This window comes from Methylocaldum szegediense (assembly GCF_949769195.1).
GTDB lineage: Bacteria > Pseudomonadota > Gammaproteobacteria > Methylococcales > Methylococcaceae > Methylocaldum > Methylocaldum szegediense.
Genome location: NZ_OX458333.1, coordinates 2,018,890 through 2,033,150 on the forward strand (window position 1 = coordinate 2,018,890; position 14,261 = coordinate 2,033,150).

Genomic DNA, 14,261 nt, shown 5'->3' on the forward strand with positions numbered 1-14,261 from the left:
CAAAATCGCGCCGACTGCAAAATATGTGTGATATGACTCATCTTAGTGAGTCATATCACACAGACCGATTGATTCCGATCGCGCATTAACGGCTATACGCTGGTGTTTGGCCGAACAGCGCTCCACGCATCGGTTAGCCCTAGATTTTCCTGAGCGCGATAGAGCACGATCCCGAAACCCGCAACCATTCAAAGCGAAGAACGGCCCCAAAGGGCCAGATGATTTCAAAAGCTTGATGAAAGCGTTTTACCCAGGTCGTTTCACGCAGCATTTGTCGTCTCTTCCGGCAACCTTCAAGGGCGGTGCCGATCCCCGAGCGGCGCTACGATAATCGCTAGTCGGCACAAACCGTTGCGAACGCTACTGTCACCAGCGATCTTCAGGGATTTCACACACTCGAGGGACGATTAACGCAATTTCATATCGCGTGCAGCAGTTCATTCGAGCAGCCAAGGCGGATCAATTTGCCCCTACGGTATGCCTTAGCGCCCGTCAATCCGCCGCATGGGCTCATGGACACAGTTGTCCCAGGAAAAATGAAAGGTCAAGTGAACTTGGCAGAGGCGTGCGCCTGTTTGAAAGCCCTGACGACGGCGCCCGCCGCTACACCGCTCGATCAGGCGATTCTCATCGAAGGACATATCCCGAGCCCGTGGTCCGCACGGGCTGGGCAGTTCAACCGGTCAAGAAGCGCTCCACGTCTGAAGTTGTCAGATCGCGCCTAAAAAAACAGGGCAAGGCTGTTAGGTATGGTCGAGGCGTCGCGTCGGCCCTAACCGGACCAAACACCTCTATCCTTTGGCTCGAGAAAATTTAAGGTGCCCCGTCGGAACAGTTCTTGAACAAGGATGGATTCATGCCGTATCGACTGAGCAAGCGATAGAACTCGGTTCGGTTGCGCTTGGCCAGCTTGGCGGCTTGCGTCACGTTACCGTTGGTCATCTGCAGCAGCCGGATCAGGTAGTTTCGCTCGAATTGCTCGCGGGCTTCCTGTAAGGACAAGAAGGAAGACGGTTCGTCTCTCAAGGCCCGCTGCACTAGCGTTGCCGGAATCAGCGGCGTCGAGGACAGGGCGACACATTGCTCCACCACGTTGCGGAGTTGCCGAACGTTGCCGGGCCATTCGAAATTCACTAAACATTCCATGGCCTCCGGTGAAAACCCTTTGACGCGATTGCCATACGTTTCCGACAAATCTCTCAAAAAGTGCATCGCCAACAAAGCTATATCCTCGGGGCGCTTGGATAGCGGCGGCAACATTAAAGTAACGACGTTCAGCCGATAGTAGAGGTCCTCACGAAAATTACCTTCCGCCATAGCCCTGTCCAGATCCGCGTGCGTTGCGGAAATGATGCGCACATCGACCGGCTCGTCCTCGGTGGCACCCACCGGGCGCACCTTCATTTCCTGCAGCGCGCGCAACAGCTTGGCCTGAAAAGACTTAGGCATGTCACCGATTTCATCCAGAAACAAGGTGCCGCCATCCGCAGCGCGGAAGAGTCCCTTGTGATCGCGGGTCGCGCCCGTAAACGCGCCGCGGCGATGCCCGAAGAGTTCGGATTCGAAAAGATTTTCCGGGATCGCGCTGCAATTGACGGCCACGAATGGGCCGTCTGCCCGCGTGCTGGCCGCGTGAATCGCCCGTGCAAGCAGCTCTTTGCCGGTGCCGCTCTCGCCGCCGATAAATATGCTCGCCTTGCTTTGCGCAACTCGATTCGCTTGGCTCAGCAGCTCTTCCATGAGCGGGCTTTGGGTGATGATATGTTGCCGCCAGGCATCCTGATCGATCGAGACGCCGTCGGTAAGACCGATCCGAATGGCTTGATTGACCAGCTTGACCAATTCGTTCTTGTCGACCGGCTTGGACACAAAACCGAACACGCCTCGTTTGGTCGCACTCACGGCATCGCTGATCGTGCCATGAGCCGTCATGATGATGAAAGGCAGCGTCGGATACTGCTCATGGAGAACATCGAACAGCGCCAAGCCATCCATTCCTTCCATGCGCAAATCGGTTACTACCACATGGGGCCGGAATACGGATACCCGCGAAATAGCCGCCGGGCCGCTGTTCACGGTCTCCAGCTCGAATCCCGCCGCAGTGAGACGCAAGGCCACCAGACGCAATAAATCCGGATCATCATCCACTAACAGGACACGTTTACGTACAGCACTCATAAGCTCATTGACCGTTGCCTGGCTCATCCAAACGCTGCTCGATCGCTTTAAGTGCATCGAGCTTTTCTTGAAGCTTTTTCAGCTCGCTCTCTCGAGTTTTCAGCCGTTGGTGCGCTTTCCTTTGTTTCGACACGGTGTGAAAAACTTTGCGTTCGGAGAGTTTTCGCCGCTCGATCTCCTGATCGAGACGATTGAGGATTGCTTTCTGATAGATCAACAGCAACTTAAGCCGCTCGTCCTGCAATTCCGCCATAGAGGCGTCCACGATCGCGGCAGCGCTTCCAACGTCGCCACAAGCCTCTGTAGCCGTCTGGACGAGGAGCAGATGCAAGCGTACACCCAGACTTCGATCCGTGCGATAACGCTGCAGCAGGTCTTGGCACAAGGAAAACCGCTCCGCTGCAGGCATGCTGGCGATTTCTCCGGCAAAGCGCAGGAGATCATCGAACGCATAGCTGGTATATTTCTGCCCGGACACCTGGGGTACGTGCTCAGCACCCTGCTTGCTCCTCAATCCTGCGCAACCCGTGATAGCAAACAGTGTAATGAAGGCTATAGCGCGGGAGGGAAATTTCATGAATCGCTTAATCTAGCCGTAAAGGAATTTGCACCCGGATTCGGGCGCCTTTCTTGTCTGGGCGGGGCTCTAAGGCTTCGACTTTGCCATGATGGCCGGAAACGCATTCGCTGACAATAGCCAGCCCCATACCGGTACCCGCGATACCTTGCTCTCGGGCGGCCTTTCCCTGAAAAAACGGTTCAAAAACATGTTTGCGCTCATCGGGCTCTATACCCGGCCCGTCATCTTCAACCTCCAATTCCATATGGCCGCCGTTAGGACGGAGCGTCACGCGAATCTCGCCACCGACAGGCGAGTATTTAACTGCATTTGACAGCAGGTTATCAACAACGGTACGCAACTGGTCCGGATTGCCCTCGAGCTCGACTGGCAGCAGACGATCGACCAACTCGATAGATTTGGTACGCAGTCGAATCTGGTAATCCTCAATTAAGTCCGAAACGAGCTTCGCCATATCGACCATCTCGCGAAGCATCGCCCCGGGGCGGGCATTCACTTGACTGTAATTGATCAGTTCCGCAATCAGAGTATCCAGTTTCTGCGTATTGCTGACCACAATCTGGGCGATTTCCCTTTGTTCGGTGTTGAGTTCCCCAACCACTTCGTCCGCCAGCAGCTCGGTACCTTCGTGGATGGTCGCCAGCGGTGTCTTAATCTCGTGGGACACGTGACGGATAAATTGCTGCTTGGCTTCCTCGAGACCTCGTAGCCGGCTGCGCAGCCAATCCAAACGCTCGCCCAGGTATTCCAAGTCCTTGGGACCGGTGACCTGAATCGGCTGAACGAAGTCGCCGGCTCCGAGCTTACGTATGGCGTGGTCCATCTGTCTTACCGACCGGATGATGAAAAAGGTCACGAACGAGATCAGAACCACCGAAATGGGCAGCAGAATAGACGATTGCTGCAACATCCGGCGCTGAACCGCGTCAGACCGAGCCTGTAGATTGTCGACTTCGGCATCCACGACGCTCGAGAAACCACGGGCAAGTTCTTTTGCCCGCACATTGATCGCCGAAAACATCTCGTCGGCTTTTTCGATACGGGCTTTTGTAGAGCGGTCGCGGCGCTCGCGCGTGGACCCGGCGCGGCTACCTACCTTTTCGGGCTTTGCCAGAGGCTCGGCCGACATGTTCGAAACATGGTGGTAGATGCCGCCCTCCTCTACTGAGAATCGCTGGAGCTGGACAACCAGCGCAGGCTCTTCGGTCAAGCTCAAAAGATTGCCGATCACCTCACTGAGGTCGCGGTGAACCGCCTCGAATGCAAGGCGGCTTTCCGCATCTTCCAAAACCAGGTATCGCTTGGCTTTGCGTTCGAAATCGGTGAGTCTCTCGCGCAGCAATTCCTTTTTTTGGCTGATCTGAGCCACTCGATAAGCCGTCTTCTGTGACGATACTGCCAACTCCTTGACCGCCGTGACAGCGAATACCAAGGCAAGCACCAGGGGCAGTATCGCCATGGTAAAACCGACGAGGATCAGCTTCCTGAGCGATATCCTCCGCAAAAGGTTAAAAAGAATCAGCATGGACTCTTAGGTGGAATTCGGGTTGTAATCGAGCGCGTTTCTCAGGGTATCGGCCAAAATGGGAGCCAAATACACGACATTTGTGGCATGAGGAATACTGTCACTGCTGCCGATTTCCGAAACGCCGCTACGCAGGAGCTTGGCGACGGCGTTCTCTACGAATAAGGCGTGCGTGACCAGCACGTCGATCTTCTCACCCCCCTGCATGCGCAGCTTGGCCACGGCGTCGACTAAAGTCGCGCCCGTGCTCGCTACATCATCAATTAGGACTACACTTCGCCCCCTCACTTGAACGTCCGGTGCCTTGATCGATACCGTCCGGTCGCCGAAGCGCTGCTTAAAGCCCACGGCAAAAGGCAATCCACAGGCGTTGGCGATCGCGCTGACCCATTGCTCCGATTCGGCATCCGGCCCGACCAGCACCGGCTTATCCGGCCGGTCTGCGAGATAACGCGCGAACAGCGGCGCCGCAGATACCGCAATCGGATTCTTCGCCGGTACGGCTTCTTCGAGGCGGCCAATGCGATGTAAGTGAGGATCGACAGTTACGACGTCGTCGAACAATTCCGCAAGAAATTTCCCGATGATTTTTTGACTGACGATTTCGCCCGGCCGAAAGGCAAAATCTTGACGCATGTAACATAAATAAGGCGCTACCAACGACAATCTCTTGACACCTTGGTTCCGCAGAGCTCGGCTCACTAGCAGCAATTCAACCAATTTGTCGTTGGGGTCCGAAAGACTGCGGAATACAACGACATGCTCGTCCTCGACTGCCGGCAAGGTCAGCTTGCTCTCGCCGTCTGGAAAACGATGGACGTCGACTTCGCCGTAGCGGGCCATCAGAATATCCGCCACCGCCATGGCCTGACGGCGAGAATCGGGAAATCCTAAAATCATGGTCAAAATTCCACGTAACCCTTAGGTATCTTCTTGTCGAGCTCGCCCAATTCGTAGCCCGTGCGTTGGCGAACAAAATCACGGGCGAAATCGTAGTTCGACGGAAACTCCGCATGAATTCGGTATAGTGGTTCGCCCTTTTCCACTTTATCGCCCAGCTTTTTCAGCAAATCGACCCCCGCCCCTTTCGACATCGGCGCACCGGCCAATCGGGCAATGCGTGCGAGAAAGAAATTGTCGATTTGGGTCACCCATCCCTCGCGATCGGCACAGACTTCGTGCGTCAGCTTACCCAACTCGAATTTTCGTTCTTGCACACCTTGTGCCATAACGATGCGGTTCATTTTTTCCAGGGCTCGCCCGGACTCCAATATTTCTCGAGCGATGGCATAGCCTTGACCGCCGCGTACATCGGGGTCGAATTCGATGATGCGGCCCGCCAATCGCAAGGATTTTTCCCGCAAATCGGTTGGTGCGCCTGGGTCGTTTTCCAAGACTTGCATGACGTCGCGCACCTCGAGAACGGGTCCGATGCCGCGGCCGACAGGCTGTCTGCCGTCGGTGATCATGACCTCTAAATAGAGTCCCAAGCGATCCCCGACATACTCGAAAAGTTTTCGCAACTGCATCGCATCGCGCATGTGCCGAACTTTGGCCGTCGGCCCCACCGGAATGTCCAGAAGGAGGTGCGTCGCCCCCGCGGCGAGTTTCTTGGATAGAATCGATGCCACCATCTGGCCCTGCGAATCGATGCCCAAAGGGCGTTCCACCGAAATCAGCATGTCGTCTACGGGAGCCAAGCGGGTGGTTCCGCCCCAGACCAGACAGCCGCGCTCGACACGAACCAGCTTGTCCAGGGTTTCCGGCAAGAGATCAACGCGGGCCAATACCTCTATCGTATCCGCCGTACCGGCAGGCGAGGTGATGGCGCGGCTCGATGTTTTCGGAATCAAAGTGCCGTGCGCCGCCACGATGGGCACCACCAACATGGACGTCCGGTTGCCGGGAATGCCGCCGATGCAATGCTTGTCAGCAACCAATGGCTCGTTCCAGTCGATCCTGCTTCCCGTGGCCAGCATAGCCTTGGTCAAGAGCAGCACTTCGTCCCGATCCAGGCCGTTTTGCCCGGTCGCGACCAAAAAGGCTGCCATCTCCATTTTCGAATAACGGCGGTTCGCGATGTCGCGCGTGATGGCGATATAGTCATCGTAACTCAGGCGCTCCCCGCTAATCTTTCGGCGCACCGCATCCATAGACGCCGGCGGTTCCGCTTGTGCCACCCGGACTTCATGTCCTTCCGCCGCGCATAACTGACTGAAGGCTTGTTCGGAAAGGCCTAATTCATCGGGAGTGACGATTCGGTCATCGTCTACTACATTCAATACCGCCTCGATTCGTTCACCGTTGCAATAAACCACGATCTTGGCGAGCGCCTGAAAGCCTTCGGCCCGATAAACCGAACACTCCCGATGGAGATAGGCGACATTCTCCCTATAAGTGTCGATGGCAATGCGACGCAGTTTTAGCCGGTTGCTGATGCGATCGTTCCGGCTTTGGGAGACTTCGGAATCGGATGGTATGTCCGTCATGTGCCCGCAATCGTTTTCAAAAAAATGCTAATTTTGATCTCGAAGGACAGATTGTTTATCACAAACGTCCCCAAACGCTTAAAATAGCACGTCGTTCTTGTACAGTCGTCTGTCACATCGCTTTGTCGTCTATTTCTTTTTCATGCGCGCCGCATTTTTCTACCCGGTAAGTTCGATCGCGGCGCTGCTCGCTATTTGGCAGGTTGCCGCCCTCGTCTTCAAATCGCCGTTACTGCCGTCTCCCGTGGATGTTTTCGAAGTGTTTCTGTCCGAAATTCGGTCAGGTACGCTGCCGTACCATCTCGGTGTGACACTCGCGAGGCTGGCCGTCAGCTTCGGTTTGGCGATGAGCCTCGGCACCGCCATAGGTATATTTCTGGGCCGCCACGAAAAACTGGATCGCTTTTTCGATAGCTGGCTGGTGTTTTTTCTGAATATTCCGGCCCTGGTGATCATCATTCTGTGCTATGTCTGGTTCGGGCTGGTCGAGAGCGCCGCCATTGCGGCCGTCGTGATCAATAAACTGCCCAATGTCATTGTCACCTTGCGGGAAGGCGCGCGAACGCTGGACCGGGATCTCTTGGAAATGGCCGAAGCGTATCGGTTCGGCCGGTATAAGACTCTACGCCATATCGTTTGGCCGCAGCTGTATCCCTTCTTTATCGCCGCCTCTCGCACCGGTCTTGCGCTCATTTGGAAGATCATTTTGGTCGTAGAGCTTCTCGGGCGCAGCAACGGCATGGGATTTCAGTTGCACCTGTTCTTTCAGATGTTCAACGTGTCTGCCATTCTCGCTTACACCATCGCCTTCGTCGTTGTCATTCAGTTGATCGAGGTCGGGATACTCAAGCCCCTCGATCGCCATGCCCAGAGGTGGCGCCGATGACTGCGATTCAAATCCAAATCGTCAGAAAAACCTATCGACCCAAAGGAGAGACGGAAGCTCCCCTAATACTTAAAGACTTGTCCATAAGACTCGGTTCCGGCGAGTTCGCCTGCCTCGTCGGCCCATCAGGGTGCGGCAAAACAACGTTACTAAATATAGCAGCCGGACTGGACCGGGATTTTGAAGGCTCAGTCCGAATCGAAACCGACACGGATAAACCACACATCGGTTATGTCTTTCAGAATCCGCGCCTTATTCCTTGGCGCACGGTACGGGAAAACATCGAACTGGCTCTCCCGAAGGAGGCAGATCCCGCCTACATCGATCATCTTTTCGAGGTGGTCGGGCTTGCCGACGCCCAGAATGTTTTTCCGGAACGGTTGTCGTTGGGCATGAGCCGCCGCGTCGCCTTAGTGCGCGCGTTCGCCGTCAACCCTGACCTCTTGCTCATGGACGAACCGTTCGTGTCCCTCGACCCACCCACTGCCCGCCGTGTCCGCGAATTGGTGGTCACGCTCTGGCAGGAACGTCCGCACACGGTGCTGTTCGTCACCCACGATCTCCGCGAAGCGATAGAACTCGCCGACCGCCTGATCTTCTTATCGTCGCAGCCCACTTCCGTAATTTGCGATATTCCAGTGGATATCCCACGTCTAGAACGGAACGAGACTGCGATAGAAACATTCCGTCAGCAGCTTTATGCCGACCACGCAGTTATACGAACGCTGCTCTAAGCCGGTGTCGCCAACTAGCATGGTCGGGTAAATAACCGACCAGCAGCGTGTTTCCTCATTTTCTTATTGCAATACAGGGTCGCGTGCAACCTTAGGCTGTTGCCGGACGGAGACGATTCTTCGTTCAACCGGGCCATCTGAGGCGCCCTTCTTCTGATGTCACCCCCGCTCTACCTTCGAGATTTCAAGCATTCGGAAGGTTGACCAGTACCGTACAAACCGGTTGGCATACAGCATGCTATAACCGCCACGACCCTAGATCACGCTTGACCTACGTTGGCGGCAAGCCGTGGACTCCACGTACCTTCAAGGAAACTCTGAAGAAGGCTTCCGATTGGCCCGTTCCGAGCCTTTCGGCTTAGCTCAAGACAGTCCTGTCGAAGGGCATGAGCGGAATCCACTCGTTCAGAGCTTCGCGGGGCGACACCGGGCGAGCGGATTACGGGTCACGGCCAACATAGAAAGAAAAAGAATAGTCAACAGGCACATGAAACAGCCGACATCATTTTTTTGCCGACTCGATCACACAAATTCCAGAAATTTAGACCATTCTTATTGCTACACAGAAATCAAGCTGCCGACTGAACGCCGTTTGATCTGAAAAAGGCAAAACCATCGAAAGGTGGTGACGCAAAGTTACCGGTCTACGGGAGCCAGCCTCCTATGACAGCGGGATTGCCAGTTCAAGTCGAACATTGCTTCGACTCGTCCGTCCCTGCGGGTTTCCCGAGACCTTCGCCGTCAACTCGACTCCCTAGGGGACTTTAACGTGAACAACAAGCCTCAACATCCTCAATTCACTACCACACGCCGCAAGAATTTCCTGGGACTGGCCGGCGCGTTTGTAGCTGCAGTGTCCACTGCAGATGTTGTCCATGCGGCACCGCCTCAACGCTTATTCAGCGACACGAATCTGACCCTGCCTGTGCAGGCTAAGGCGCCGATCAAAGCCATCAAGGGCGCGGACGGGGTGTAGCAATCGACTTCAATGCGGTAAAAGCGGATACGCTCACCCTCGAACTGTTCGACGACACCACGGTTACCGCCATCCGCGATCGCATCGAAGATATCGACGGCCGTTTATCCTGGGTCGGTCATATCGAAGGACAAGAGGGCAGCAGCGAGGTGATTCTCTCCGTTCGGGGACGAGCGATGTTTGGAACCGTTGTGATGGATGACGGCAGAATGTTCGAGATCGCTTACGCCGGCAATAAAACGCATACCGTTCGCCAGATCGATCCCAGCAAAACGGCCCCTAATGCTGAACCCATCGAACCGGATATCGGCTCCGCCAACGATTTAGGCGGTACATCGACGTCCTTGGACGCCCCCTTCACCGCGGCCGCCAGCACCGGGCAAGTCATCGATCTGCTGGTGGTATACACACCCAAGGCCCGTGCCAATGCCGGAGGACAAGACGGCATTGAAGCCAAGATCATCAACGCCGTTACCAAAGCCAATCAGGCCTACTTGAACAGCCAAATCGACATGCAGCTGAACTTGGTAAAAATGGCCGAAGTCAGCTACACCGAGACGGGCGACATGTCCAAAAGCTTGTCGGATGTCCAAGGCACTAACGACGGCAAAATGGATGAGGTACACGCCTTGCGTAACCAATACGGAGCCGACCAGGTGGCACTGATAACGACCGATAGCAACTACTGCGGTATCGCCTATGTGATGACAAGCTTGGGGTCCTGGTTTGCTCCGTATGCCTTCGCCGTCGTGCATGACGATTCCAAGTACAACTGTCTCAGCAACCATAGCCTCGCGCATGAGCTAGGTCATAACCAAGGCAATACCCACGATCCAGACAATTCGTCCAATGCCGGCGTTTTCCCTTATTCGTATGGCTACCGGCTATGCGGGGTATTTCACGATGTCATGTCCTACGCTTGCAATTCGCCGCGGGTCCCGTATTTCTCTAACCCCAACGTCTATTACAACGGACAGCCAACCGGCGTTGCGAACTACCAGGACACTGCCCGTTCCATGAACGGAACCGCCGCCACCGTCGCCAGCTTCCGGCCCTCGGTCACTACGACGCCTACGGTTCCGACTGCCCCGACGAGTTTGGCAGCATCGACTCAATCATCCAGCACCATCGTCCTGACTTGGGCGGATAAGTCAAACAACGAAACCGGATTCAAAGTGCAGCGCTCTCAGGATGGGGTAAATTGGAGCGAAATCGCTTCGCTCGGCGGTAATGTCACCAGCTTCACCAACACCGGTCTTAACGCGGGCACTAAATATTCCTATCGCGTCTACGCCTATAACAGCGTCGGCAACTCCGCCTTCTCCAATACCGCATCGGCAACCACGACGGCTAACAGCGTCGATACAACGCCGCCTACGGTTAAAATCACTAGCCCCTCCAATGGCATAACAGTCAGTAATCCAACCAAAATTACCGGCAGTGGCAGCGATAACGTCAAACTGAAAGAGTTGAAGCTAGCCATCGACGGCGCCGTGACGGCTTCAACCAGCGGCAGCTCGATCTCCTACAACTGGACTACGAACAAGGTCGCCAAAGGACCGCACACGATCACGCTGATTGGCACCGATACGGCGGGTAACATGAGCCAGACTTCGATTCAGGTGTATAAATAAAGCGTTTAGCAAGGTCTGGCGTATCCAAAGATGTTCTCTAAAGAGAGCCCATCGATCAATTTAGAAGCGAAGAGTGGCAATCGGTTTCGGTGGTCACAATAAACTTCGATTCATCTTTAACAAGACACACAAAAAAACGCCGGTCACTGACCGGCGTTTTTGATTAACCCTCGAAACCTGAATCAAACTTTCCTTCTTCTGATCGTTGCCCGTAATCCGAGAACGCCTGCAACCAAGAGGGACAGAACGCCAGGCTCGGGTACAGGGTTATCACCGCCAGTTGGGGGAGGGTCATCAGGGCCAGTTGGGGGCGGAACAAGGGGCTCCTGAATCCAGATATTCTCGGAAAGAAGTTTGTCCACTTTTTTGCCTGAACCATCCAGAAAACGCATCTTTATGCTCGCCGGGTCATCGGTTGTACCTTCGAACCCGAAGAATTGGCCGGCAGCCACGGTGATCTCAAAAGTCCAGCTCAGTAGATTGTCATCGGTCTCAACCGGAACGCCAAAGCTACCGAGAGTCATCCAGTCGGCGCACTCGAACCCACTTCCGGCTCCACTGCAGCCATTGGCGTTAAGACCACCGGGCACAATTTGCCAATTAGATTGTCCTCCTTGATTGCCGGATGCGTCAGGAGCATCGACTAGGATCGCGCTGATTACCTCACTACTAACTTTTACCGCCACAGCATCGATGTAAAAAGGCCCCGTTTTACCCTGACCGGTCAAATAACCCGGAATCCCGCTTGTATCGACGGTTAAAGTTACACGGTAAAGTATCCTCAGTATCGGAGTCCCCGATGTCCTGGGTGCTTGTAAGAGTGTAAATACCTCCATTGCAACTCGGGCAATTTGGGCCTATCGGTGTAGCTGAGACCGAAGTGCTGTAAAAAGAAAAACCAAGTGCAATTACTCCCGCTAACAGACTGATCCAGCGCCTCCGTTCGTGATCCACGTTTTCAAATAATGTTGGTGCCATGTTTATAGACTCTCAAAAATATTGGCATTTTTGTGCCTTGCGAACCGAGCTCGTTCACGCCCAACACCACAAGCACTTTTTGTGCCATGCACGCCAATAAGATACAAAGCCAGGGTCAGGCTTTGGTTTTTTATTTACATCCGTTATAGTCGATGTTGTAGCTTTTTAGGGCATAGCGTAGTGGCCAGAAAACCCCGCATACACATCCCAAACGCCGTTTATCACACCATGCTTCGCGGCAACGGCGGTCAGCCTATCTTTTTCCACGATGAGGACAGAGACACTTTCGAGGAATTGGTTGACGAGGGCGTTTCTCGTTTCGGGCACCGTATCCACGCCTATTGCTGGATGCCAAATCATATCCACTTGGCCATTCAGGTCGGCGATGTACCGCTCTCGAAAATCATGCAACACCTGGCTTTCCGCTACACACGCTGGATCAACAAACACGAAAACCGGATCGGCCATCTGTTCCAGGGGCGGTTCAAAGCGATTCTGATCGATGCCGACGCTTACCTGCTGGATCTCGTCCGCTACATCCATCTCAATCCGGTCCGTGCTCAGCTGATAAGCGATCCCGCGGAATACCGCTGGAGCAGCCACCGAGCTTATCTCGGCATGGATCGCGTCAGCTGGCTCACCACGGAGTGGATCTACTCCCAACTAGCTCAAGATGTAACGACAGCACGCGAGCGATATGCGCATTTCATCGCCGACGGGTTACAAGAGGAACATCGCCTCGATTTCTATCAAGGCAAAGCTGGCGGCCGTATACTCGGGGACGATGAGTTTGTCGAGAACGCCCTTAAACAAGCCAAACAGCCACCCAAAAAACAAATCAAACTTGAATCGATCATCAGCGTAGTCTGCGCGGCTCGCAAGATGGATTTGGATCAAGTACGCGGTCCCGACCGTGGTCGAGCGGGAGCCGCAGCTCGTGCGCTAATCGCGTTTCTAGCGTTGGAACTCGGCGCTGCCACCTTGACTGAGGTCGGCAATTTCTTCGATCGGGATATATCGACCTTGAGCACGGCGGTAAATCGCCTGCGGGAGCGTATGAAGCAGGAATCCGAATTGGCAGCGGAGGTCCAGCGATTGATGAACCTACTGACCATTTCCACATTTACCAAAGCCTGACCCCGTGTATCTCGCTCGCGTTTGTGCCGCTGAAATTGGATAACTCAGACTTCTTGTTTCGTCTGATTTACAGTATGTAAAAATTCCTGACATTTACGGCTCCAATTTCGCTTCTACGAAGCGGGTACATCGACGAAATTGGTGGGTTAAGACAAAAATTACGAATGGAATCAAGTCTATACGACCGTAAAATTTCCTGACATCAATAGTGAGAAATCCCCGACCTCGGCAAACCACGGCTACGCAATGGCGGAGACGTGAGGTCGGAAATGGCAACGCCTGTTTTTTATCTCTAAACTGGAAAACGGATGAACGAAAGCGATATCAACAAAGATCTGCACGCGATTGCCCAAGGTCTTGCAATCTCGGCAACAAAAAGGCATATCTTTCTCTGCTGCGATCAAACCAAACCCAAGTGCTGTACAAAATCCTCGGGGTTAGAATCCTGGGAATATTTAAAGCGCCGGCTGGACGAGTTGAAACTGACCGGTTCCGCCGGAGTCCAGCGAACCAAGGCCAATTGTCTGCGGGTATGCCGTCATGGGCCGATAGCGGTCGTTTATCCGGAGGGAGTTTGGTACCACTCCTGTACGCCGGAAGTGCTCGAGCGAATCATTCAAGAACATCTTATCCATGGGAAGCCGGTAACCGAGTACGCGTTTGCAACGCTTCAAGTCGAACAGTGACTTGTGAGACAGACGATATCCTGAGTTCGACACCGATCACTCGGCAGGGTCACCACAAAAAGAGTCAACAGCGTACCGTTCGTTCTTAGCCCGTCGATGGACTAAATAGAGGTTCCTTAACCGCCGCGTATCAAACGCTTCCCTTGTCATCGTCAGGTGCGAGGGATCAATCTGGCAGACAAACGATCCGTAGAGGTAATCGACAACGATCGTAGGGCCATTCAGCAAGGAAAGTTAATCCATCTGTCCAACGGCGTTACCGAAGTACGCGGCATAAGAGACACAGCCAGAGTCGAAATGATAGCGCTCGATTAAATCCACGACCTGAACGGTTTGGTAGCTTACGACGACATCCTCGGAAAAGAGCGTGCCTGTGGTATCAATCGACCGCAGACACCTTCCCGTCAAGTTCAGTAGGCCATGGTTTGTTTTCGGTTTAACCGTTAATGTTCAGTAGC

12 protein-coding genes and 1 riboswitch are annotated in these 14,261 nt (G+C 54.2%); of the genes, 6 read left to right on the forward strand and 6 right to left on the reverse strand.

Annotation, left to right across the window (positions count from 1 at the left end):
* Window positions 1-813: 813 nt before the first annotated feature.
* The 5 genes from QEN43_RS08545 to QEN43_RS08565 are packed head-to-tail and all read right to left on the reverse strand — an operon-like array spanning window position 814 to window position 6,772.
* On the reverse strand, window positions 814-2,205 hold the full coding sequence (locus QEN43_RS08545) for a sigma 54-interacting transcriptional regulator (RefSeq protein WP_317963952.1): 1,392 nt from the start codon (window positions 2,203-2,205) through the stop codon (window positions 814-816).
* Window positions 2,183-2,755, reverse strand: coding sequence for a hypothetical protein (locus QEN43_RS08550; RefSeq protein ID WP_156912894.1), 573 nt, complete (start codon window positions 2,753-2,755; stop codon window positions 2,183-2,185). The genes QEN43_RS08545 and QEN43_RS08550 overlap by 23 nt, the downstream gene beginning before the upstream one ends.
* A 7-nt stretch (window positions 2,756-2,762) precedes the next feature.
* The gene (locus QEN43_RS08555; protein WP_317963953.1) at window positions 2,763-4,283 is read right to left on the reverse strand and encodes a sensor histidine kinase; all 1,521 of its coding nucleotides are present in this window, start codon (window positions 4,281-4,283) and stop codon (window positions 2,763-2,765) included.
* 6 nt (window positions 4,284-4,289) lie between these two features.
* Window positions 4,290-5,183 carry a ribose-phosphate diphosphokinase gene (locus QEN43_RS08560; RefSeq protein ID WP_051332013.1) on the reverse strand — a complete coding sequence of 298 codons (894 nt, stop codon included), beginning with the start codon at window positions 5,181-5,183 and terminating at the stop codon, window positions 4,290-4,292.
* A 2-nt stretch (window positions 5,184-5,185) separates the two neighbouring features.
* Window positions 5,186-6,772: a thymidine phosphorylase family protein gene (locus tag QEN43_RS08565; RefSeq protein ID WP_051332012.1), complete on the reverse strand. Its 1,587-nt coding sequence runs from the start codon at window positions 6,770-6,772 to the stop codon at window positions 5,186-5,188.
* 142 nt (window positions 6,773-6,914) lie between these two features.
* Here QEN43_RS08565 and QEN43_RS08570 point away from each other — a divergent pair, with 142 nt between their 5' ends.
* The 4 genes from QEN43_RS08570 (at window position 6,915) to QEN43_RS08585 (ending at window position 11,002) form a co-directional block, all read left to right on the forward strand.
* A complete protein-coding gene (locus tag QEN43_RS08570) occupies window positions 6,915-7,658 on the forward strand; it encodes an ABC transporter permease (RefSeq protein ID WP_026611830.1) in 744 nt (247 codons plus the stop codon).
* On the forward strand, window positions 7,655-8,392 hold the full coding sequence (locus QEN43_RS08575; RefSeq protein ID WP_036269263.1) for an ABC transporter ATP-binding protein: 738 nt from the start codon (window positions 7,655-7,657) through the stop codon (window positions 8,390-8,392). The genes QEN43_RS08570 and QEN43_RS08575 overlap by 4 nt, the downstream gene beginning before the upstream one ends.
* A gap of 595 nt (window positions 8,393-8,987) precedes the next feature.
* Window positions 8,988-9,075: riboswitch (cyclic di-GMP riboswitch) on the forward strand.
* Window positions 9,076-9,161: 86 nt separating this feature from the next.
* Window positions 9,162-9,368: a hypothetical protein gene (locus QEN43_RS08580; protein WP_026611828.1), complete on the forward strand. Its 207-nt coding sequence runs from the start codon at window positions 9,162-9,164 to the stop codon at window positions 9,366-9,368.
* 194 nt (window positions 9,369-9,562) lie between these two features.
* A complete protein-coding gene (locus tag QEN43_RS08585; protein ID WP_162144351.1) occupies window positions 9,563-11,002 on the forward strand; it encodes a M12 family metallo-peptidase in 1,440 nt (479 codons plus the stop codon).
* 182 nt (window positions 11,003-11,184) lie between these two features.
* Here the strand turns inward: QEN43_RS08585 and QEN43_RS08590 are convergent, their stop codons facing one another.
* Window positions 11,185-11,838 (reverse strand): PEP-CTERM domain protein, encoded by a 654-nt coding sequence (locus tag QEN43_RS08590; protein ID WP_026611826.1) that lies wholly within the window; start codon window positions 11,836-11,838, stop codon window positions 11,185-11,187.
* A 322-nt stretch (window positions 11,839-12,160) separates the two neighbouring features.
* Here QEN43_RS08590 and QEN43_RS08595 point away from each other — a divergent pair, with 322 nt between their 5' ends.
* Window positions 12,161-13,117: a transposase gene (locus QEN43_RS08595; RefSeq protein WP_026611825.1), complete on the forward strand. Its 957-nt coding sequence runs from the start codon at window positions 12,161-12,163 to the stop codon at window positions 13,115-13,117.
* Between the two features lie 308 nt (window positions 13,118-13,425).
* Window positions 13,426-13,803: a (2Fe-2S) ferredoxin domain-containing protein gene (locus QEN43_RS08600; protein ID WP_162144350.1), complete on the forward strand. Its 378-nt coding sequence runs from the start codon at window positions 13,426-13,428 to the stop codon at window positions 13,801-13,803.
* Window positions 13,804-14,261 lie beyond the last annotated feature (458 nt).